The organism is Acidimicrobiia bacterium, assembly GCA_030584185.1.
Lineage (GTDB): Bacteria > Actinomycetota > Acidimicrobiia > Spongiisociales > UBA11373.
The window spans coordinates 1,938,450-1,959,284 of record CP129495.1 but is presented as its reverse complement, the minus strand read 5'-3'; the positions used below and the strand labels follow the sequence as shown (position 1 = coordinate 1,959,284).

Below are 20,835 nucleotides of genomic sequence, written 5' to 3'. Positions count from 1 at the left end.
GGCAGAGCCCTCACCAACCCAGCGCCGAGACCACCGCCTCCAGGGTCGCCTCCACCGGTGCGGCGGGCTCCAGACCGTCGACCGCCACCCCGGGATCCTTGAGGCCGTGCCCGGTGAGGGTGCACACCACCGGCCCGTCGGGCAGATCCCCGGCGAAGGCGAGGACCCCGGCCACCGACGCCGCCGACGCCGGCTCGCAGAACACCCCCTCACGTGAGGCGAGCAGGTCGTAGGCGGTGAGGATCTGCTCGTCGGTCACCGCCTCGATGCGCCCCCCGGATTCGTTGCGAGCGGCGACGGCCCCATCCCATGACGCCGGGTTCCCGATGCGGATGGCGGTGGCCACCGTCTCCGGACGCTCCACCCGCCGCCCGAGGACGATCGGCGCCGACCCTGCCGCCTGGAACCCCCACATCCGGGGTGCCGCCCCCACCGCCCGGTACCCCATCCAGTGGGCGGTGATGTTCCCGGCGTTGCCGACCGGCAGGGCGTGGACCGCCGGCGCCTCCCCTAGCGCCTCCACCACCTCCCAGGCGACCGACTGCTGGCCGAGGATGCGGTACGGGTTGATCGAGTTGACCAGGGACACCCCGTGACGCTCCGAGAGGGCGACCGTGATCTCCAGGGCCTGGTCGAAGGAGCCGTCGACCGAGATCACCCGAGCGCCATGGCGAACCGCCTGGGCCAGCTTGCCCAGCGCCACCTTCCCGGCGGGCAGCACCACGATGCACTCGATCCCGGCGCGGGCGGCGTAGGCGGCGGCCGACGCCGAGGTGTTCCCGGTGGAGGCGCAGGCGACGGCGGTAGCACCCTCCTCGAGGGCCTTGCTCACCGCCAGGGTCATCCCCCGATCCTTGAAGGAGCCGGTCGGGTTGGCCCCCTCGACCTTGAGGAAAACCTGGCGCCCCACCAGGCCCGAAAGGTGCGGTGCCGGCAGCAGCGGGGTGTCGCCCTCGAGCAGGGTGACCACCGGCGTGGAGTCGGTCACGGGGAGTCGGTCGCGGAATCGGGCGATCACCCCGGGCCAGGCACTCACCCCGGCTCGCCCTCCACGCGGATCACCGACGCCACCTCGGCCACCACGTCGAGGCCCTCGAGGGCACTTCGCGCCCGGCGCTGCGCCGCCTCGGGGGCGGCATGGGTCACGAGCAGCAGGGTCGCCCGGTCGCCCCGACCCTCCTGCCACACCGATCGCAAGCTCACGCCGGCGTCGCCGAACGCCCCGGCGATCCGGGCCAGCACCCCGGGACTGTCCTGGACCTCCAGGCGCAGGCACCAGCGGGTTTCCACCTCCTCGAAGCCGGCCACTTCGCCGGGGCCGAAGGCGAGACGGGGGGCCGCCTGGGCCCCCGACAGAAGCTCCCGGGCGGCGTCGATGACGTCCCCCAGCACCGCGGTGGCGGTGGGATCGCCGCCGGCGCCAGGGCCGGCGAAGAGCAGCTCGCCGGCCGATGCTCCCGTGATGAAGATGGCGTTGGTCGCCCCCCGGATCGAGGCCAGCGGATGGGCGAGCGGCACCATCGCCGGATGCACCCGGGCGACGACACCGGCCGGGATGCGCTCGGCCACGGCGAGAAGGCGAATGGCGTATCCGAGCCGCGAAGCAGCTGCCAGGTCGTCGACGGTGATCCCGTCGATGCCCTCACGATGGACTCGGGCCGGGTCGACCCACACGCCGAAGGCGAGCCCGGCCAGGATGGCCGCCTTGGAGGCGGCGTCGGCTCCGGAGACGTCGGCCTCCGGATCGGGCTCGGCGTAACCGAGGCGCTGGGCCTCGGCCAGGGCCTCCTCGTACGACCAGCCTTGTTCGGCCATGGCGGTGAGGATGAAGTTGGTGGTGCCGTTGACGATCCCCATCACCCGGTCCACCTGCTCCCCGGCAAGGGTCTCGGAGAGCGGCCGGATGATCGGGATACCCCCGCCCACCGCCGCCTCGAACAGCAGCGGAACCCCGGAGGCGGCGGCGGCCGCAACCAGCTCGGGCGCACGAGCGGCGATCAGCTCCTTGTTGGCGGTGACCACGGGCTTGCCCGCCTGCAGGGCGGCGAGCACCAGCGACCCGGCCGGCTCCAGCCCCCCCATCACCTCCACCACCAGGTCCACCGTGAGGTCGGAGACGAGATCCATGACGTCGCCGGTGACGATCCCAGATGGCAGGTCGAACACCCGCGCCTTGGAGGGGTCGCGCACGGCCACCCGGCGCACCTCCAGGTCGAGCCCGGTGCGGGCGGTCACCATCTCCCGCTCGTCCACCAGCCGTCGGATCAGGGTGCCTCCCACCGTCCCGGCTCCGGCGATTCCGATGCCAACCGCCACGGCGCCCCCTACATCTGCTCGGGCGCGCTGAGCCCGAGCAGATCGAGGATGGCCCTGATCCCGTTGCGGGAGGCCTCCACCAGCCAGAGGCGGGCCTGGGTGATCTCCGGATCGTCGGTGACGATGCGGCAATCCGTGTAGAAGCGGTGGAAGGCTGCGGCGTACTCCTGGCCGAAACCGCAGAGGCGGTGCGGGGCGCGACGCCGGGCCGCCTCGGCGACCTCCTCGGCCAGCAGGTCGAGCTGTTCGAGGAGGGAGGCCTCGGCCGGGTGCGTCAACAGCGACAGGTCGGCGTCGCCCAACGGCACGCGGGTCACTCCCTGCTCGGAGGCGAACCGCTCCAGGGAGCACATGCGGGCGTGGGCGTACTGCAGGTAGTAGACCGGGTTGTCCATCGACTGTGCCCGGGCCGCCTCCAGGTCGAAGTTGATGGCGGTGTCGGGGCTGAAGGCGGCAAGGTGGTAACGGGTGGCGTCGGTGCCCACCTCCTCCAGGACCTCGCGGAAGGTGACGAACTCGCCCGCCCGGGTGGACATCCGCACCGGCTCGCCGGACCGCATCAGGTTCACCGTTTGAGTGATCACCACCTCCAGGCGCTCCGGGTCGTATCCCATCGCCTCCACCGCCGCCTTCATCCTCGGCACATATCCGTGATGGTCGGCACCCCAGATGTTGATCACCCGGTCGAAGCCGCGCTCGAACTTGTCCCGGTGGTAGGCGACGTCGGGGGCGATGTAGGTGTACTCGCCGTTCGACTTGACCAGGACCCGGTCCTTCTCGTCGCCGAATTCGGTGGTGCGGAACCAGGTGGCGCCTTCGTCCCGATAGACGTGACCCCGCTCCTCGAGCACCCGGATCGACTCGTCCACCCGGCCGTCCTGGTGCAGGCTGGTCTCACTGAACCAGACGTCGAAGGGGATGCGGGCGAGGATCAGGGTCTCCTCGATGTCGCGCATCGCCCGGGCCAGGCCCCAGGCACGGATCTCGGCCAGGCCGTCGGTGGCCAGGACGTCACCCACCTCGGTGGCCAACTCCCGGCCCCACTCCTCCAGATAGGCGCCGTGGTAACCGTCCTCGGGCACGGCGGCGTCCCGGCCGAGGGCCTGGAGGTATCGGGCCTGGAGGCTGAGGGCGTAGCGGTCGATCTGTGCCCCGGCGTCGTTGTAGTAGTACTCCCGTTCCACCGGGTGGCCGACGTACTCGAGCAGGCGAGCCAGTACGTCGCCGATCACGCCACCCCTACCGTGCCCGATGTGCAGCGGGCCGTTGGGGTTGGAGGAGACGAACTCCACCTGGACCCGCTCCCCCGATCCAGCGCTGGACCGGGCGAACCCGGGACCACCCGTGGCGGCGCGTTGCAGCACCTCCAGGTACCAGGAGCGCGCCACCGTGAAGTTGATGAAACCGGGGCCGGCGACCTCCACCCGCTCGACGTGAGGGATGGGGGGAAGGTGGGCGACGACCGCATCGGCAACGGCACGGGGCGGCATCTTCGCCGCCCCGGCGGCGACCAGGGCGACGTTGCATGCCCAGTCGCCGTTGGCCCGATCCCGGGGCCGCTCCACCACGAACTCGACGGGACCGAGGCCGGGCAGTGCGCCATCGGCGGCGGCTGCGTCCAGGGCGGCTTGAAGTGCCTCGCGGATGGCGTCGGGGAACTGGACCATGGTGTGGTGGCATCGTACCGGCCGCCGGTGATCGCACCCCGCACCGGTACAATGGTGGAACCGCCCTCGTAGCTCAGGGGATAGAGCGCCGGCCTCCGGAGCCGGGTGCGCAGGTTCGAATCCTGCCGAGGGCGCCGAGGTCGCGAGACATCGTGCACGGTTGTCGCGTGGCGGCATCTGCGCCAAGGCATCGGCGGCGAGATCGAGTCCATGGCTCATGTTGCTCTTGCCCCCCTCCCGGTTTCGCCGTACTCCCCCCTGCCGGGGACGAATGAGCCGCTCCGCATCGGGGTACTCCCCAAACGAGGGGAGGAAGAAACCGCCCGAAGCAGGTGTGGCGTGTTCCCTCCCCCGCAGGGGGAGGTGGCCCGAATGGCCGGAGGGGGCACCGCGCGACACTGGTCCGTCGGGGCCTGCCCATCGCTCCCCTTCGGGGTGCTCCTCCCAGCGGGGGTAGGAACGAACTGCCGGAGGGGGCGACACTCCTCGCGTCCCCACACCGGATCCTTCCATCGCTGCCGAACCCGCTTCGGCGTACCCTCCTGGATCCGATACCCGAGGTGGAACAGTGACCGACACCGACCCGAAGCCGTCTCGACCCTGGAGCCACGACGTCCCCGAAGGGCCATGGGACTACGTGGTCATCGGCTCGGGCATCGGCGGGATGGCCGCCGCCGCCCTCCTCGCCCGCCTCGGACGCCGGGTGCTGATCCTGGAGCAGCACAACATCCCGGGGGGATTCACCCAGACCTTCAAGCGGCCCGGATACCGCTGGGACGTAGGCGTGCACATCGTCGGGGAGATGTCCCAGCAGTCGTATCCGGGGCGGCTCCTCGCCGCACTCGGCGACGGGCGGCTCGCCTGGGAGCCGGTGGGCGAGTTCTACGACGAGTTCAACTTCCCGGACGGGTTCTCGGTCCGCCTTCCCGACACCGCCGAAGGGTTCCGCCAGACCCTGGGGGAGTCCTTCCCCGGGGAGAGGGCCGCCATCGACGAGTACCTCGCCCTCACCAGGACGGCGGCACGATCGGTGTCCAAGGCGATCCAGGCGCGGGCCATGCCCCGCCTGCTGGCCCCGGGGGCGGCGGGAAGGGCGATGGCCGCAGCCGCACCACACGTCGACGCCACCACTGCCGAGGTGCTGGCCTCCCTCACCGACGACCCCCGGATGCGGGCGGTTCTCGCCGCCCAGTGGGGCTACTACGGCACCCCGCCCTCGCGGTCTTCTTTCGCCATGCACGCCCTGATGGTCCGCCACTTCCTGCGAGGCGCCTACTACCCGGTGGGCGGGGCGGCGAGCATCGCCGATTCGCTGCTGCGAACCGTCGCCGACGCCGGCGGCTGGACGGCGGTACGACGCCCCGTGACCGCCATCGAGCGCCATCGCGGCCGTGTCGTCGGCGTCCGCCTCGGTGACGGATCCCTCGTGGAAGCGCGGCGGGTGGTCAGCACGATCGGAGCCATACCCACCGCCGGGCTGCTCGGCGAAGAACTGGGGGGTCCCGGCGAGCCCTACCGGGAGGCCGGGCCCGCCCACGTCAGCCTCTACCTCGGTTTCCGGGGCGACATCGCTGCTGCGGGCGCCCGCAGATGGTGCCAGTGGTACTTCGGTTCATGGGATGTCGAGGAGGGGCTGTGGCAGGTGGCGCCGGATCGTGAGCCAGGCGCTTCGCCCGTGATGTTCTGCTCGTTCCCCTCGCTCAAGGATCCACTCCACGACCCCGGGACGGAGACGCGCCACACGGGGGAGGCGATCGCCTTCGTCCCCTGGGAGGCGTTCGCACGGTGGCAGGGCACCAGGTGGCAGCGCCGTCCCGCCGCCTACGACGAGTTCAAGGCGGCCCTCACCGCCAGACTGCTCGAGCAGTACCTGGGCCGATACCCCGCCCTGGCCCAGATGGTCGACCACGTCGAGATGTCCACCCCGCTGTCCACCAACCACTTCGCCGCAGCCCACCGCGGCTCGATCTACGGACTGGGCACGGCGGTCGCCCGGTTCCATGACGGTTCGCTCCTACCCAGGACCCGTCTGCGAGGCCTCTATCTGGGCGGGGCCGACGCCTCGGCACCCGGGATCGTGGGTGCCTTGAACGGCGGGGTGCTCGCCGCTGCCGCCGCCGAGCCGCGCCCCGCCCTCGCCTTCCTCCGGCCGCTGATGCGTCCCCCGATACTCCCCGAGGTCCGGTGACCGGCTGAGGCCGGCATGCCACCATGGCCCCATGGACCTTGGCGTGGCACGCGAGAGGCTGACGATCAGGCGAACCGAGCTCCAGGCCGAGCTCGACCGTCTCACCGAGCCGAGAGCACCGGGTGTCGGGGTCTCGTTTGGGAAAAGGGTCGGGGACGGCACCTCCGAGGCGGTGGAGAGGCTGGCCACCACCGCCTCCGCCCGCTCCATCGCCCGATCCCTGGAAGAAGTGGATCACGCCCTGACCCGCCTCGCCGAGGGCGGGTACGGGCGGTGTGAGGTCTGCTCATCCGACATCCCTGAGGCGCGCCTCGAGGTGATTCCATGGACCTCTCGATGCGTTTCCTGCGCCGGTGAGAGCTGATCCCCGACCAGGAAGCAGTACCTGACGCCACGACCGCCGTATCACGAGATGTGCGCACCGCGACGCTCCCGACCGCCCGTGAGGATCCCCCGTCACGGCCCCTATCCTGACCCGGTGGAGCAACCACCCCTGAATGCCGCCCAGGTTCTGGGCAAAGGCCTGCGAATCGTCGGCGGGTTCATCCGAACCCAGCCGCTCGCATTCGCCCTGGCGGTCACCGGCGCCGCCGGGTTCGCCGCCGCGATCATCGCCTCATCGCTGGTGATCGGTTGGGTTACCGACACTGCGGTGCTGCCCGTCCTGCGCGACGGGAAGCCGATGTCGGGCAAGGCGCTTCCCGTGGTGCTGGCCGTGGTCGGAGTGGCCGCCTGGAAGGCGGCGGCCATCGTGATGCGCCGCACCTCGGCCGGGTGGCTCCAGCTGCGCAACCAGCAGCAGCTACGGAGCCGGCTCATCGAGCACCAGCTGGAACTGGAGCTGGCGTGGTTCGATCGCCAGTCGATCGGCGATCTGCTGGCGGTGGCAGACAACGACACCGAGCGGGGCACCAGCGTCCTCGCTCCACTCCCCTACGCCACCGGCGTGTCGCTGTTGGTGATCGGAACCGTGGTGATGCTCGCCCTGCTCGACCCGTGGCTCGGTATGGTGGCGCTCGCCGGGATGGGCGTGGTGGTGGCCATCGAGGTGCGGGCCGCCATCACCCTGTACCCGGCATGGGAGGGGATCCAGACGCAGAACGGTGTCGTCAGCGGGGTCGCCCACGAGAGCTTCGACGGGGCGCTCACCGTCAAGGCACTGGGACGGGAGGACCATGAGACGGCGCGCATGCGGGTGGCTTCGGACGGGCTGCGCGACATCACCGTCGACCTGGGGGTTCGCTGGGAGACCTTCCGGACGCTCATCGTGGTTCTCATCCCGGCGGTCGCCCTCGGCGTCCTGGCGGTGGGTGCACTGCGGGTGGACGCCGGGGCGATCACCGAGGGCGACATCGTCACCGCCATGTACCTGCTCTCGCTACTCACCTTTCCCATCCAGCTGATCGCCTTCGTGCTCTTCGACATGGCGGCGGCCATCCCCGCCTGGAACCGTGTGGCTGCCGTGCTCGCCGCCGACGAACGCGTCGAGTACGGCGACCTCGCCGCCCGGCCCGAGACGGGGCCGGCGCCGGTCGACTCGGCGGCGGTCGGCTTCGGTTACGAGACCGGGGAGGCCGTCCTCACCGACGTGGTGGTGGACGTCCCCGCAGGACGCACCGTGGCCGTGGTCGGCCCCACCGGTTCGGGGAAGACCACCCTCACCCTGCTCCTTGCCCGCCTCTGGGACCCGGCGAGTGGGCGCATCCACCTCGACGAGAGAGACCTGCGGGAATTCGCCCGGCACGAACTGGCCAAGGAGATCGCCTACGTGGCCCAGACCGCGTACCTGTTCGACGACACGGTGCGGGGCAACATCACTCTCGGCGTGGAGATGCCGGACGAGAGGGTGATCGAGGCGGCCCGGCTCGCCGGCGCCCACGACTTCATCGAGGCACTCCCCGAGGGGTATGACACCCATGTCGGTGAGCGGGGAGCGTCGCTCTCCGGCGGCCAGCGGCAGCGAATCGCCCTCGCCCGGGCCCTGGCTCGCCGTCCCCGGGTGCTGATAATGGACGACGCCACCTCGGCGGTGGATCCGTCGGTGGAGGCCGAGATCCTGCGCCGTCTGCACACCGCCGCCCTGCCCTCGACGATCATCGTGGTGGCGTACCGGCCGTCCTCGATCCGTCTCGCCGACCAGGTGATCTTCATCGACGACGGCCGCGTGATCGCCCAGGGCTCCCACTCCGAACTGCTCGCCACCGAGCGCGGCTACGCCCGGCTGGTCGAGGCGTACGAGCAGGAGGCCGCCGCCAGGTCCCGGGGGGTGGGATGACCACCGCCGCGGCCCGCCTGTCGACCCTGCAGGCGATCCGACGCGCCCTAGCCGAGGCGCCGATCATCGGCCGCAGGCTGTGGCTGGTGGTGCTGCTCAACCTGGGTGGCACGGCGGTGCAGATCCTGATCCCGATACTCACCCAGCTGACACTGGATCGCCACATCACCTCCGACGGCGTCGACCTCGGCGGGGTGATCACCCTGGCCGTGGTCGGCCTGGTGGCGGTGGTGGCCGGCGGTGTCATGACCCGCACCGGGCTCGTGCGGCTGGTTCGCCAGGCGTCCACGGGCATCTCCGACCTCAGGGTCGAGGTGTTCTCCCATCTGCTGCGCCGATCGGTGCTCCACGTGCAGACCGAACGCCGCGGCGCACTGGTCTCAAGGGTCACCTCCGACATGCGCACCCTTCAGGACTTCATGAACTGGGGCGGGATCATGTTCATGGTCAACGGAACCCAGGTGCTGGCGGCGCTGGTGGTCATGGCCCTGTACCAGTGGCTGCTGGCGCTGATCGTGCTCGGGGGCACCGTCCTGTTCACCATCAACCTGCTGTGGGCGCAGAAGGTGCTTCGTCGCCGCTACGACCGGGTGCGGGAGCGCGTGGCCAACAGCCTGGCGATCATGGGCGAGGCGATCAACGCCCTCCCCGAGGTTCGTGCCTACGGCGCCGAGGCGGTGACCCTGCAGCGGGTAGACGACGCCCTCGAGACCCGGTTCCGGGCCCAGTTCAAGGCCGCCCACTTCGGGAACGTGCTGTTCTCCACCGCCGAGCTGTTCGCCGCCGCACTCACCACCACCGTCATCGTGGTCGGGCTCTACCTGGGCCCGGAGCACGGTGTCACCGCAGGGGTGCTTCTCGCCTTCCTCTTCCTGGTGAACCTCCTGATCGCACCGATCCAGAGCCTGGTGGAGATCCTCGACTTCGCCCAGAGCGCCGCTTCGGGCCTGCGCCGCATCGTGGAGACCCTGGACGCACCGGTGGAGGTGGCCGAGGCAGAGGATGCTGCGGACCTTCCGGAGGGTCCCCTCGGGCTCGCCTTCTCCGGCGTGTCGTTCTCATATCCGACGGGCGGCGAGGTCCTCTCCGGGATCGACCTCGAGCTGCCGCCGGGTACGCGGGTGGCGGTGGTGGGCGAGACCGGTTCAGGGAAGACCACCTTCGCCAAGCTCCTGGTCCGCCTCCTCGACCCCAGCGAGGGCGAGGTGAGCATCGGCGGCATCGACCTGCGAGAGGTGCGAATGGCCAGCCTGCGCTCCCGGGTGGCGTTCGTCCCCCAGGAGGGTTTCCTGTTCACGGGGACGGTGGCGGACAACGTCCGGTACGGTTGCCCCGACGCCACCGACGAGCAGATACGCCAGGCGTTCCGGGAGCTAGACCTGCAGGACTGGTTGGCCGGGCTGCCCGCCGGGATCCACTCCCCGGTCGGCGAACGCGGTTCGGGGGTGTCCGCCGGGGAGAGGCAGCTGATCGCCATGGTGCGCGCCTGGATCTCCGACCCCGACCTGCTGGTGCTCGACGAGGCCACCTCGGCGGTGGACCCGGCACTGGACGTGTCGCTGCGTCACGCCATCGACCGGCTCACCACCGGGCGCACCTCGGTGACCATCGCCCACCGACTGGCTACGGCGGAGGCCTCGGACGAGGTTCTGGTGTTCGACCAGGGCCGCCTGGTGGAACGGGGACCGCACCATCGCCTGGTGGTGTCGGGTGGGGTGTACGCCCGGCTCTACGCCGACTGGACCCTGGGCACGGCGGTGATGTGAGGCCTCACCGGGCCCAGTCCAGGATCACCTTCCCGCACTCCCCCGAGGCCACCGCGGAGAACGCCTGTTGGTACTCGTCCACGGAGAAGTGGTGGGTGATGGTCGGCGCCACGTCGAGGCCGGTCTGAAGCATCGACGAGACCTTGTACCAGGTGTCGAAGATCTTGCGCCCGTAGATCCCGTGCACCGAGAGGCCCTTGAAGATCACCGCGTCGAGGTCGAGGGTCACCTCGCCCGGAGGGATCCCCAGCACCGCCACCTTCCCGCCGTGGTTCATCACGCCGAGCATCTGGTTGAAGGCGTCGGCGCTTCCCGACATCTCCATCCCCACGTCGAATCCCTCGGTCATGCCGAGTTCTCCCATCACCGATGCCACCGCCTCGGAGGCGACGTCGACGACTCGATCGACCCCGATCGCCGAGGCCAGTGCCAGGCGGAACCGGTTGACGTCGGTGACCACCACGAAGCGGGCCCCCACATGTCGGGCGATCGCTGCCGCCATTAGGCCGATCGGGCCTGCCCCGGTCACCAGCACGTCCTCCCCCACCAGGTCGAACTCGAGGGCGGTGTGGGCGGCGTTGCCCAGCGGGTCGAGGACCGCAGCCACGTCGTCGGAGACGTGGGCGGGCACCGGGAACACGTTCTCTGCGGGAAGCACCAGCTGCTCGGCGAACGCCCCGGGGCGGGTGACGCCCAGGCCCAGGTGGTTGTGACAGAAGTGACGGCGCCCCGCCCGGCAGTTGCGGCAGTGGCCGCAGGTGATGTGTCCCTCGCCCGAGACCCGCTGCCCCACCTCAAGGCCTCCCACCGAGCCTCCGAGGGCGAGAACCTCCCCCATGAACTCGTGACCGACCACCATCGGCACCGGAATCGTCGCCTGTGCCCACGGATCCCAGTTGAGGATGTGCAGGTCGGTGCCACAGATCGAGGTCTTGAGCACCCTGATCAGCACGTCGTGGTCACCGGGGGAAGGCGGATCGACGTCCTCCATCCACAGCCCCGGCTCCGGATGCGCCTTCACCAGGGCCTTCACCTCACCACCCCCATCGCTCGCCCAATCCGGGTGAACGCCTCCACGGCGAACTCGATGTCGGCTCGAGTGTGTGCCGCCGACATCTGGGTCCGGATCCGGGCCTGGCCCTCGGGGACCACAGGGAAGGAGAAGCCGATCACGTAGAGCCCCTCGTCGAGGAGCCGATCGGCCATCTGCGCCGCCACCCGGGCGTCCCCGAGCATCACAGGGATGATCGGGTGGTCCGCTCCGGCCAGGGTGAAGCCGGCTGCCGTCATCCCTTCCCGGAAGGCCCGGGCGTTCTCCGCCAGGCGCCGACGTGGCTCGTCGGACTCGTCGATGAGGTCGAGCGCCCGCATCGTGGTGGCGGCGATCACCGGGGCCAGAGAGTTGGAGAAGAGGTAGGGACGGGATCGCTGCCGCAGCCAGGCGATCACCTCGGCGGGACCGCTGGTGTACCCGCCGGAGGCCCCGCCCAGGGCCTTGCCAAAGGTTCCGGTGAGCAGGTCGATCCGTCCCATGGTCCCGGTGGCCTCGGGGGTGCCCCGTCCTCGCGGGCCTACGAAGCCGACGGCGTGGGAGTCGTCGACCATCACCATGGCGTCGTGCTCTTCGGCCAGGGCCACGATCCCGCTCAGGTCGGCGAGCACCCCGTCCATCGAGAAAACGCCGTCGGTTGCGATCAGGCGGTGGCGGGCTCCGGCGGCCTCCCCCAGCCGGGCCTCGAGGTCCACCATGTCGTTGTTGGCGTACCGGAGGCGCTCGGCCTTGCACAGGCGGATCCCGTCGATGATCGAGGCGTGGTTGAGGGAGTCCGAGATTACGGCATCCCCCTCGTCGATGATCGTCTCGAACAGCCCGGTGTTGGCGTCGAAGCAGGACGAATAGAGGATGGTGTCCTCGGTGCCGAGGAACCCGGAGACGTGCTCTTCGAGCGCCCGATGCACCGTCGAGGTGCCGCAGATGAAGCGCACCGAGGCCATGCCGTACCCGTAGGTGTCGAGGGCGCGCTTCGCCGCCTCCACCAGGGCGGGATGGTCCGCCAACCCCAGGTAGTTGTTGGCGCACATGTTGACCACCTCGGTGCCGTCCTCGAGGCGGATCCGGGCCGACTGGGGCGAGCCGATGACCCGCTCCGACTTGTAGAGGCCGCGATGGCGCAGGTCGGCGATGCGGGCCGCCAGATCGGAGCGAAAGGCGTCGGACATCACCCCGAAGCTACCCGACTGTGGCACCGAGCCGCTCAGAACAGGATCCCGGGTATCGCCCCGAACCCGAACTCGCGGCCGATCACCATCACGTCCATGGTGAGCGCCACCCCCCAGTGGAGCATCCATCCCCAGAGGAAGGAACCGGACTTGAGTGCCAGGTACCCGAGCACGAACCCGGCGACGATGGCGGAGAGGGTCTCGGGCATCGGCTTCCCGAAGTGGACCATCACATAGGGGATCATCATGACGGCGATGGCGTGGTTGCCCAGGCGGGGGTGCAGGCCGAAGAGCACGAAGCCGCGGAAGAACGCCTCCAGCCCCAGGAACTGCAACCCATAGAAGAGGTGAAAGCCCCAGAAGTGCCACCCGCCGAGGACGGCGAAGTCGTAGAGGGGGTACTTGGCCTGGAAGGATGAGAGGCCGGACACGAGGAAGAGCACCGGGAGCATCACGGCGAGCGCCAGGAGGTAGGGCCGGAGCTTCGCCCACTGCCCCCGGATGCGGAACCCCCAATCGCCGGGCCGCTCGTTCAGCACCCAGACCACGATCGCAGCCGGGACCAGCACCCGGAGCACGAGGCTGGCCATCCCCCAGAACTGGTAGGCGAGAAGTGGCCGGTAATGCTCGTAGCCGTCACCGAGCAGGTCCATGACCCGCCCCTCCAGCACCGTCCCCTCGAATCGAACGGGCAGGGCCCAGTAGTTGAACAGAACGAGCAGCACGGTGGCCGACACGTAGACCACCAGGCTGCGACGGTCGAGCATGGGGGCGCCGGCCGGCGCTTCGGTGGTCACGGGCAGGCGACGGTATCAGACGGGGCCGAGCGGGGCCCGGCGTTCGGCGGCCCCTCAGCCCTCGGCGCCGAGGGCCTCACGCACCAGCCGGGCGACCAGCGCCCCGTCCATTCCCCTGGGGCCGTTCTTCATGATGTGGCCGATCACCTGGCCCGCCTGCCTGGGATCGGCGGCGCGCAGCTCCATCAGGGCGACGCGCACCACCTCGCGGGTCTCGTCCTCGCCGGCCGCTGCCGGAAGCCAGCGGGACAGGTAGTCGATCTCGAAGGTGAGCTTCTCCACGGCGTCCTGCCCCCGTTCGCCGGCGGCGGCGAACTCGGCCCTCGCCTTGTCCATCTTCTTGATGTAGGCGGCGATCACCCCGAGATACAGGGCGTCGTCGGCCTGGCCGGCGAAACCGGGCTCGGACTTGGCCCGCGACACCTCGGTCTCGATCTGGCGGATGACGTCGAGCCGGTTTCGGTCGCGGCTGCGCATGGCGTCCTGGAGCTCGGCGTGGAGTTCTTCACCTATCGACATGATGTCGGGAGATTACCCCGGGGGAACAACACAAAGCGCTCAGGTGTTTTTCCGAGTGCACCGAGAAAACCCCTTGACCGGGGCCCCCTCCGCGCCTACATTTCGCAACGGCCTTGTGAAAGTTTGCACATTCACGGCCGAATCCAGGAGGAAACCAACATCATGTTGACGATCACCGATTGGCGAGAGCTCTCGGCGTGTCGCGACTCGGACCCGAGCCTGTTCTTCCCCATCGGAACCACCGGGCCGGCCGTGGAGCAGATCGAAGCCGCCAAGGCCATCTGCGCCCAGTGTGCCGTCCAGGAGGAGTGCCTCAACTACGCCCTGGAGACCAACCAGGAGGCGGGGGTATGGGGTGGCTATGCCGAGGACGACCGGCGCCGCCTGCGCAAGCGCTGGCTCGCCGAACGACGCCGCCGCGCCAGCTGATCCCTGCCGCCGGGCACCACGCCCGGGCGGCCGCCGCCCCAACTACTGATTGCTGAATCCGATCTTTCGATCGCGCTCGGGTTCCACGTCCACGTAGGCGATCTTGTCGACGAGCACGCCGTGCCGGTGCTGCTCGCGATCGGTCACCCACCAGACGCGGACCCCCTCCTCCACGATCCGAGCGAACTCGGCCATGAAGGCGTCGGCGTCCTCGACCTCCACGTCGATCTCGCGAGGGGCGAAGGTGATTCCGATCTTGACGCGCGCGTTCGTGGCCATGTCCCGATCCTAGATGGTGCCGGTCACCTGATCACCAGCTCGGGATGGGTGCGGACCCGCGGCCGGAGCGCCACGATGCGCTCGGCGATGGAGGCGAACGCCGACGCCGCCTCCGATTCGGGGGCGGCCAGGGTCACCGGGAGACCATCGTCAGCGCCCTGACGCATGGCGGGCACCAGTGGGACCTGGCCCAGAAGCGGCACCCCCAACTCGTCGGCCAGCTCCTGGCCGCCACCGGCACCGAACAGCTCGTACCTCTGGTCGTCGTCACCGGTGAACCAGGACATGTTCTCCACCACTCCCATGACCTCCTGGTTGACCTTGGCCGCCATCCCGGCAGCGCGCTTGGCGACGCGCTGGGCGGTCGGCTGAGGCGTGGTCACCACGATGGTCTGGGACCGCGGCAGGAACTGGGACATGGATATCGCCACGTCGCCGGTCCCTGGCGGCATGTCCACCAGCAGGAACTCGGGCTCGTCCCAGAAGACGTCGCCCAGGAACTGCTCGAGGGCCTTGTGCAACATCGGCCCCCGCCACACCACCGCCTCGTCCGTTGGCACGAAGAAGTCCATTGAGATGACGCGCACGCCGTGAGCCGACGGCGGGACTATCAGCGGGCCGAGAGCCGACGGCGGATCCTCGATCCCGAGCATCCGGGGTATCGAGTAGCCCCACACGTCGGCGTCGATGACGGCCACGTCGTGACCCATGCCTGCAAGGGAGACCGCCAGGTTGGCGGTGATCGACGACTTGCCCACCCCCCCCTTTCCGGAGGCGATGGCGATGACCCGGGTGCGGGACCCCGGGCCACCGACCGGTCCGGGGCGTTCGGATGCCAGCCTGGCGGCCAGGGCGTCGCGCTCGTCGTCGTCCATGAAGGCGACCTCGACGTCGACCGTGGAGAAGCCCGCACGCTTGAGGGCGTCGGCGATGGCGGCGGCCAGGGAAGACGCCTCCCATCGTTGCGACGGGACCACGATCCCCACCCGGGCCGCGGCACCCGAAGCGCTCGCCTCTCGCACCATCCCCAGCTCTCCCGCCGGGCGACGCAGCAGAGGCTCGACGACGGCGGAGGCGATGGCCTCGGGATCGGGGGAGCTCACGCTGAACCTTTCGCAGGGACGGTGAATGCTAACGGTGGCCCGGCGGCACCCTCACCAGGCACCTCCGCCGCCACCGCCGCCTCCCCCACCCCCACCGCCCGAGAACCCGCCTCCCCCACCGGAGGACGATGGCGGGCTGAACGCCCCGGTGAGAGCCCGCTCGATCCCGGAGATGGCGTTCGAGGAGTGCCCGCCGAAGCCGTGGCTCCCGTACCAGAACAGGCTGGAGTCTTCGACCTCCACCGGTGCGCTCAACCGGGCTGCCTCGAGCACGTCCTCGGCGACCCCGAGGGCTATCCCGTACACCAGGAACTCCTCCCAGAGGGTGAGCGAGATGACCGGGGCCTCCTCCATCCGGCTGAAGTCCTGGAGGTATCTGCGAAACGCCTCCCAACGGGCCGCCAGGAGCGCCCCTTCGGACGATCGGCGCACCCAGAAGCGGTTGGAGAGTGCGCTCATCCCGACGGCGAAGAGACCGAACACGCCCACGACGACGATCCCCACACGGAACACCTCGGTGTCGGCGGCACCGGTGATCATCTCGATGAAGGTCGGCGCCACCATCCAGGCCAGGCCGGCGAAGACCACCATCACCGTCCCGACCGTCACCGGGCCCCGCGTCCTTCCCGAGATGTCGATCATCCCGCCGGAGGTGGCGGCCTCCACCGCCTGACGGCGAAACGACTGATAGGTGGAGGCGTTCTCGGTGATGTCCTCGCGGATCAGCTTGCGGAACTCGTGCAGGGGCTGGGGTTCGCCGTCGAGGACGCGTTCGACGATGTCTACCACCGAGCGTTCGAAGGCCCGCAGGGAGCGCTCCGTGTCGCCCAGCCCGATCTGGAGGTCGGAGATCATCTCCTTGCGCAGCCCCATCCAAGTGGATCGTTCGACCTGCACCGGCTCGGCGGTGAAGACTCCCCTGCGGATCAGGTCGAACAGGGTGGCGGTGAAGGCCGCCTCATCGGCGTGGCCCTGGGAGACCAGAGCGGCCACTACGGCGGGAGGATGGCTCGACGGCGGCTCCTGCTCGTACTCCCGGTCGAAACGGACGCGCGGTTCGGCCCCGAACCGGCGGTACCCCCACGTGAGGATGATCGGGATCGGGATCAGGAAGAGGAGCAGGGCGAGCACCGAGTTGCGCTGGGCGCGCCGGCGCTCCTCCTCGGCGGCGATCTCCGCCTCGCTGCGGGCTGCCTCGGCCTCCTCCTCGGCGAGGATTCCGTCCAGGCCGTCACCCGACCTCACCGTCGCCCCCGAGGTGCCTGTGAGCAGGTCCCTGGGGAACACCACCCTCATCTCGACGAACTGGTTGGGTGGCACGTTCACGGCGTAGAGCAGCGGGGTGATGCCGTCGACATCGAACTCGGTGAACCCCTGGACGGTGCCGGGATGGGCCCACACCAGCACCTCACCCGACTCGGGCGACCCCGGCACCGACATCACCGCCTCGATCTGGTCGAGATCCACCGCCCACTGGTCGCCCCACACCTGGAGGTTGACGTCCACCACATCGTCGTAGGCCACGGCCAGACCGGTCATCCGGTAGGAGATGGTGAAGGTGCGATCCTCGTCGGCGGCGCGGTAATGCCACACCACCCGCAGCCGCGATCCGAGGTCAACCGTTCCGAAGGTGCCCGGCCTGTCCGTGGACCCGAGCACGGTCGAGGCACCGGGGGCGTAGGCCTGTCCTGCCTCCGAGACGGCGACGTCGAGGACCCGCTCACCGGGACAGGTGGGGATGTCGCGGTATGCGCCCTCGAAGGTGCCGTCGAAGGAGAACGTGAGGTGTTCGGTGACCCACACCGACCCGTCGGAGGCGATCTCCACCTCCACCCGGGCGGCGGCGACGTGGTACGACTTCGCCGCCGCAGGCGGGACCGCCAGCGCCAGCAGCGCCGCTGTGATCAGGGCGACGGGCAGGGCTCGCTTCAGAACTGCACCTCGGGAGCGCTGCGGATGTCGTCCTCGCCCTCGAAGTAGGCCCGGGTCCGGAACCCGAACATGCCGGCGACGAGATTCGAGGGCACCGTCTGCACGGTGTTGTTGAAGGTCAGCGTGGCGTCGTTGTAGATCTGGCGCGCCACCGAGATCTTGTTCTCGGCCTCGGTCAGCTCCGCCTGCAGGTTGCGGAAGTTCTCGCTGGCGAGGAGCTCCGGGTAGTCCTCGGCAACTGCGAACAGCCGTCGCAGGGCGCCGGTGAGCATGTTCTCGGCGGTGGCCTGTTCCTCGACGGTGGAGGCGTCCTGGGCGAGGCCGCGCGCTCGGGTCACCGCCTCGAAGGTCTCGCGCTCATGGGTGGCGTAGCCGCGGACGGTCTCCACCAGGTTGGGGATGAGGTCGTAGCGGCGCTTGAGCTGGACGTCGACCTGCGACCATGCGTTGTCGGTGCGGTTGCGAAGACGCACCAGGCGGTTGTAGAGAACCACCACGAGCAGGATCAGAAGCGCGACGATGGCGGCGGCGATGATGATGGCGGTCATGCCGGAAAGCCTACCCGCATTGCCCTGGAGTCGCTGGGACGGCGTGTCTCTCCGGGCTTCGTAGACTCGGCAGGTGCCGACCGAGGACCTGAGATGACACCCGATCCGTTTCGAGCCCGTTACACCGTCGACACGCCGCTGGGGCAGCGCGAGGTGTTTCGCCTGGATGCCCTGGCACATCTCGGGGATCTGGCCGCCATGCCGTACTCGATCAAGGTGCTGCTCGAGGCGGCATTGAGATCCCACGACGGCCTGGTGGTGCGGGACGAGGACGTGGCCGCCCTCGCCGGATACGACGCAAGCAAGGTGGGCGAGGTGGAGGTGGCGTTCCGTCCGGCGCGGGTCGTCCTGCAGGATTTCACCGGGGTCCCCGCGGTGGTGGACCTGGCGGCGATGCGCTCGGCGATCGTCCGCATGACCGGCGATCCGGCCAGCGCCGCACTGGTGAACCCCCTGGTGCAGTCCGACCTGGTGGTGGATCACTCGGTGCAGGTGGACATGTTCGCCTCGCCGATGGCGTTCGCCTTCAACAGCAGGCGTGAGTTCGAGCGCAACCGGGAGCGGTACGAGTTCCTCAAGTGGGGCCGGCAGGCCTTCGACGGGTTCCGAGTGGTGCCTCCTGCCACCGGGATCGTCCATCAGGTCAACCTGGAGTACCTGGCAAAGGTGCTGTGGGACGAGGGGGGCCGGGTGTTCCCCGACTCGCTGGTGGGGACCGACTCGCACACGACGATGATCAACGGCCTCGGTGTGCTCGGCTGGGGTGTCGGCGGCATCGAAGCCGAGGCGGGGATGGTGGGCCAGCCGATCTACATGCTGGTGCCCGAGGTGGTCGGGTTCCGCCTCGAGGGAACGCTTCCCCATGGTTCGACGGCGACCGACCTGGTGCTGCGGGTGACCGAGATATTGCGCGCCCACGGCGTGGTGGGCAAGTTCGTGGAGTTCTTCGGCCCCGGGCTGGCGGGGATGCCGGTGGCCAACCGGGCCACCATCGCCAACATGGCTCCCGAGTACGGGGCGACGGTCGGGTTCTTCCCGGTAGATGAGCAGGTGACCCGCTACCTGCGACTCACCGGGCGCGACGAGGCGCTGGTGGAGGCGGTCGAGCAGTACTACCGGATGCAGGGGATGTGGCGCGACGACTCGGCCCCGATCGCCTACTCGTCGACCCTCTCCCTGGACATGGGCACGGTGACCGCCTCTGTGGCGGGACCGCGCCGGCCACAGGATCGCATCGACCTCGACCAGGTGAAGGCGGCCTGGGCCACCGAGATGGCGGGCGCCTGGGCCGGCAAGGGCGTCGCGCCGGCGGTCGGTGTCGAGTACGGCGACGCCCGCTTCGACCTGAGCAACGGGGACGTGGTGATCGCCGCCATCACCTCGTGCACCAACACCTCCAACCCGTTCGTGATTGTGGGCGCCGGATTGGTGGCTCGAAAGGCACGCCGGAGGGGTCTCACCCGAAAGCCGTGGGTGAAGACGTCGTTCGCCCCCGGTTCCAAGGTCGTGACCGAGTACCTGGACCGCGCCGGGCTCACCGAGGACCTCGAGGCTCTCGGGTTCCACCTGGTCGGTTATGGGTGCACGACATGTATCGGCAACTCGGGCCCGCTTCCCGATCCGATCCACGACGCCATCGTCTCGCACGACCTGGTGGCGGCTGCCGTTCTCTCCGGCAACCGGAACTTCGAAGGGCGGATCTCCCCCGACGTGCGGGCCAACTTCCTGGCCTCTCCACCGCTGGTGGTGGCGTACGCACTGGCGGGGACGATCGACATCGACCTCACCTCCGAGCCGCTCGGGTACGACCCGGAGGGCAGCCCGGTGTTCCTGAGAGACATCTGGCCGGACCCGGACGAGGTCGCCTCCCTGGTGGCGGCCCATGTCACCGAGGACCGCTTCCGCGAGCAGTACGCCTCGGTGTTCGAGGGATCCGACGAGTGGCAGGCAATAGCCGCCCCGACAGGCGACATCTACGAATGGAGCGAGGCCAGCACCTACATACAGGAGCCACCCTTCTTCCGCGACCTGGCCACCGAACCGGCCTCGCTGCAGCCGATCGAAGGTGCCCGGGCGCTGCTGATGCTCGGCGACTCGGTGACCACCGACCACATCAGCCCGGCCGGCTCGATCGCCGAGGACTCCCCGGCCGGCAGGTATCTGATGGAGCGCGGAGTCGACCCGGCCGAGTTCAACTCGTACGGGTCGCGGCGGGGAAACGACCGGGTCATGACCCGGGGCACCTTCGCCAACGTGCGTATCCGCAACGGTCTCGCTCCCGGCACCGAGGGCGGGCTCACCACCGACTTCACCGACGGGGAGGTGAAGAGCGTCCATGAGGCGTCTCTCTCCTACCGGCGGGCAGGAACGCCGTTGATCGTGATCGCAGGCAAGGACTACGGCATGGGATCATCACGGGACTGGGCCGCCAAGGGGACCTTCCTCCTCGGTGTGAAGGCGGTTCTCGTCGAGTCCTTCGAACGGATCCACCGTTCCAACCTGGTGATGATGGGGGTGTTGCCGCTCACCTTCCAGGACGGGGAGAGCGCCGCCACGCTGGGACTGGAAGGAACCGAGACCTTCGCCATCGGCCTCGACGACTCCCTGGAGCCCAGGTCGCTCCTCCGGATCACCGCCGCCCGCTCCGATGGCTCTTCGGTGGAGTTCACGGCCGTGGCCAGGGTGGACACGCCCATCGAGGTGGAGTACCTGCGCCACGGCGGCATCCTCCACATGGTGCTGCGGCAGATGGCCGAAGGCGCCCGCCAGGAGAAGGCCTGACCCCTACCCTGCCCG

Annotated in this window: 17 protein-coding genes and 1 tRNA gene; 7 read left to right on the top strand and 11 right to left on the bottom strand. The window is 69.6% G+C overall.

The features are described 5' to 3' along the window. Positions 1–10 precede the first annotated feature (10 nt). From thrC to argS, 3 genes are read right to left on the bottom strand one after another with little or no spacing between them, the layout of a single operon-like run. Positions 11–1,036, bottom strand: a complete 1,026-nt coding sequence (thrC, locus tag QY307_10110; protein ID WKZ82421.1) for a threonine synthase — start codon at positions 1,034–1,036, stop codon at positions 11–13. Further along, a complete protein-coding gene (locus QY307_10105) occupies positions 1,033–2,316 on the bottom strand; it encodes a homoserine dehydrogenase (protein WKZ82420.1) in 1,284 nt (427 codons plus the stop codon). Before QY307_10105 ends, thrC begins: the two co-directional genes overlap by 4 nt. Positions 2,317–2,324: 8 nt before the next feature. Beyond that, positions 2,325–3,983: an arginine--tRNA ligase gene (argS, locus tag QY307_10100; protein ID WKZ82419.1), complete on the bottom strand. Its 1,659-nt coding sequence runs from the start codon at positions 3,981–3,983 to the stop codon at positions 2,325–2,327. A gap of 62 nt (positions 3,984–4,045) precedes the next feature. Here argS and QY307_10095 point away from each other — a divergent pair. The 5 genes from QY307_10095 (at position 4,046) to QY307_10075 (ending at position 10,212) form a co-directional block, all read left to right on the top strand. After that, a tRNA-Arg gene (locus QY307_10095) sits at positions 4,046–4,117 on the top strand. Positions 4,118–4,551: 434 nt separating this feature from the next. Continuing rightward, positions 4,552–6,171 (top strand): NAD(P)/FAD-dependent oxidoreductase, encoded by a 1,620-nt coding sequence (locus tag QY307_10090; protein WKZ82418.1) that lies wholly within the window; start codon positions 4,552–4,554, stop codon positions 6,169–6,171. Positions 6,172–6,202: 31 nt separating this feature from the next. Beyond that, positions 6,203–6,535 (top strand): TraR/DksA C4-type zinc finger protein, encoded by a 333-nt coding sequence (locus tag QY307_10085; protein ID WKZ82417.1) that lies wholly within the window; start codon positions 6,203–6,205, stop codon positions 6,533–6,535. 114 nt (positions 6,536–6,649) lie between these two features. Next, positions 6,650–8,446 carry an ABC transporter ATP-binding protein gene (locus QY307_10080; protein WKZ82416.1) on the top strand — a complete coding sequence of 599 codons (1,797 nt, stop codon included), beginning with the start codon at positions 6,650–6,652 and terminating at the stop codon, positions 8,444–8,446. Then, a complete protein-coding gene (locus QY307_10075; GenBank protein WKZ82415.1) occupies positions 8,443–10,212 on the top strand; it encodes an ABC transporter ATP-binding protein in 1,770 nt (589 codons plus the stop codon). Before QY307_10080 ends, QY307_10075 begins: the two co-directional genes overlap by 4 nt. Before the next feature lie 4 nt (positions 10,213–10,216). Here QY307_10075 and tdh read toward each other — a convergent pair whose 3' ends face one another. From tdh to QY307_10055, 4 genes are read right to left on the bottom strand one after another with little or no spacing between them, the layout of a single operon-like run. After that, the gene (gene tdh / locus QY307_10070; protein WKZ82414.1) at positions 10,217–11,245 is read right to left on the bottom strand and encodes an L-threonine 3-dehydrogenase; all 1,029 of its coding nucleotides are present in this window, start codon (positions 11,243–11,245) and stop codon (positions 10,217–10,219) included. Next, positions 11,242–12,432, bottom strand: a complete 1,191-nt coding sequence (locus QY307_10065; GenBank protein ID WKZ82413.1) for a glycine C-acetyltransferase — start codon at positions 12,430–12,432, stop codon at positions 11,242–11,244. Before QY307_10065 ends, tdh begins: the two co-directional genes overlap by 4 nt. Before the next feature lie 35 nt (positions 12,433–12,467). Next, positions 12,468–13,229: a CPBP family intramembrane metalloprotease gene (locus tag QY307_10060; protein WKZ82412.1), complete on the bottom strand. Its 762-nt coding sequence runs from the start codon at positions 13,227–13,229 to the stop codon at positions 12,468–12,470. A 54-nt stretch (positions 13,230–13,283) separates the two neighbouring features. Beyond that, a complete protein-coding gene (locus tag QY307_10055; GenBank protein ID WKZ82411.1) occupies positions 13,284–13,748 on the bottom strand; it encodes a GatB/YqeY domain-containing protein in 465 nt (154 codons plus the stop codon). A 162-nt stretch (positions 13,749–13,910) separates the two neighbouring features. Here QY307_10055 and QY307_10050 point away from each other — a divergent pair, with 162 nt between their 5' ends. Beyond that, positions 13,911–14,177 carry a WhiB family transcriptional regulator gene (locus QY307_10050; protein ID WKZ82410.1) on the top strand — a complete coding sequence of 89 codons (267 nt, stop codon included), beginning with the start codon at positions 13,911–13,913 and terminating at the stop codon, positions 14,175–14,177. Between the two features lie 42 nt (positions 14,178–14,219). Here the strand turns inward: QY307_10050 and QY307_10045 are convergent, their stop codons facing one another. The 4 genes from QY307_10045 to QY307_10030 all read right to left on the bottom strand — a co-directional run bounded on the left by QY307_10045 (position 14,220) and on the right by QY307_10030 (position 18,039). Next, positions 14,220–14,456 (bottom strand): DUF3107 family protein, encoded by a 237-nt coding sequence (locus tag QY307_10045; GenBank protein WKZ82409.1) that lies wholly within the window; start codon positions 14,454–14,456, stop codon positions 14,220–14,222. Positions 14,457–14,479: 23 nt separating this feature from the next. After that, the gene (locus tag QY307_10040; protein ID WKZ82408.1) at positions 14,480–15,559 is read right to left on the bottom strand and encodes an Mrp/NBP35 family ATP-binding protein; all 1,080 of its coding nucleotides are present in this window, start codon (positions 15,557–15,559) and stop codon (positions 14,480–14,482) included. Between the two features lie 51 nt (positions 15,560–15,610). After that, the gene (locus tag QY307_10035; protein ID WKZ82407.1) at positions 15,611–17,386 is read right to left on the bottom strand and encodes a DUF2207 domain-containing protein; all 1,776 of its coding nucleotides are present in this window, start codon (positions 17,384–17,386) and stop codon (positions 15,611–15,613) included. Positions 17,387–17,487: 101 nt separating this feature from the next. Further along, complete coding sequence (locus tag QY307_10030; protein WKZ82406.1) at positions 17,488–18,039, bottom strand: LemA family protein; 552 nt, start codon at positions 18,037–18,039, stop codon at positions 17,488–17,490. Positions 18,040–18,132: 93 nt separating this feature from the next. Between QY307_10030 and acnA the strand changes: the two genes are divergently transcribed. Then, positions 18,133–20,820: an aconitate hydratase AcnA gene (gene acnA, locus QY307_10025; protein ID WKZ82405.1), complete on the top strand. Its 2,688-nt coding sequence runs from the start codon at positions 18,133–18,135 to the stop codon at positions 20,818–20,820. Positions 20,821–20,835: the final 15 nt, after the last annotated feature.

What these genes read in the sequence shown, in the direction of transcription:
- argS (WKZ82419.1), bottom strand. Translation starts at nt 3,983, where the DNA reads ATGGTCCAGTTCCCCGACGCCATCCGCGAGGCACTTCAAGCCGCCCTG.
- QY307_10085 (WKZ82417.1), top strand. Translation starts at nt 6,203, where the DNA reads ATGGACCTTGGCGTGGCACGCGAGAGGCTGACGATCAGGCGAACCGAG.
- QY307_10075 (WKZ82415.1), top strand. Translation starts at nt 8,443, where the DNA reads ATGACCACCGCCGCGGCCCGCCTGTCGACCCTGCAGGCGATCCGACGC.
- QY307_10065 (WKZ82413.1), bottom strand. Translation starts at nt 12,432, where the DNA reads ATGTCCGACGCCTTTCGCTCCGATCTGGCGGCCCGCATCGCCGACCTG.
- QY307_10055 (WKZ82411.1), bottom strand. Translation starts at nt 13,748, where the DNA reads ATGTCGATAGGTGAAGAACTCCACGCCGAGCTCCAGGACGCCATGCGC.
- QY307_10050 (WKZ82410.1), top strand. Translation starts at nt 13,911, where the DNA reads ATGTTGACGATCACCGATTGGCGAGAGCTCTCGGCGTGTCGCGACTCG.
- QY307_10045 (WKZ82409.1), bottom strand. Translation starts at nt 14,456, where the DNA reads ATGGCCACGAACGCGCGCGTCAAGATCGGAATCACCTTCGCCCCTCGC.
- QY307_10030 (WKZ82406.1), bottom strand. Translation starts at nt 18,039, where the DNA reads ATGACCGCCATCATCATCGCCGCCGCCATCGTCGCGCTTCTGATCCTG.
- acnA (WKZ82405.1), top strand. Translation starts at nt 18,133, where the DNA reads ATGACACCCGATCCGTTTCGAGCCCGTTACACCGTCGACACGCCGCTG.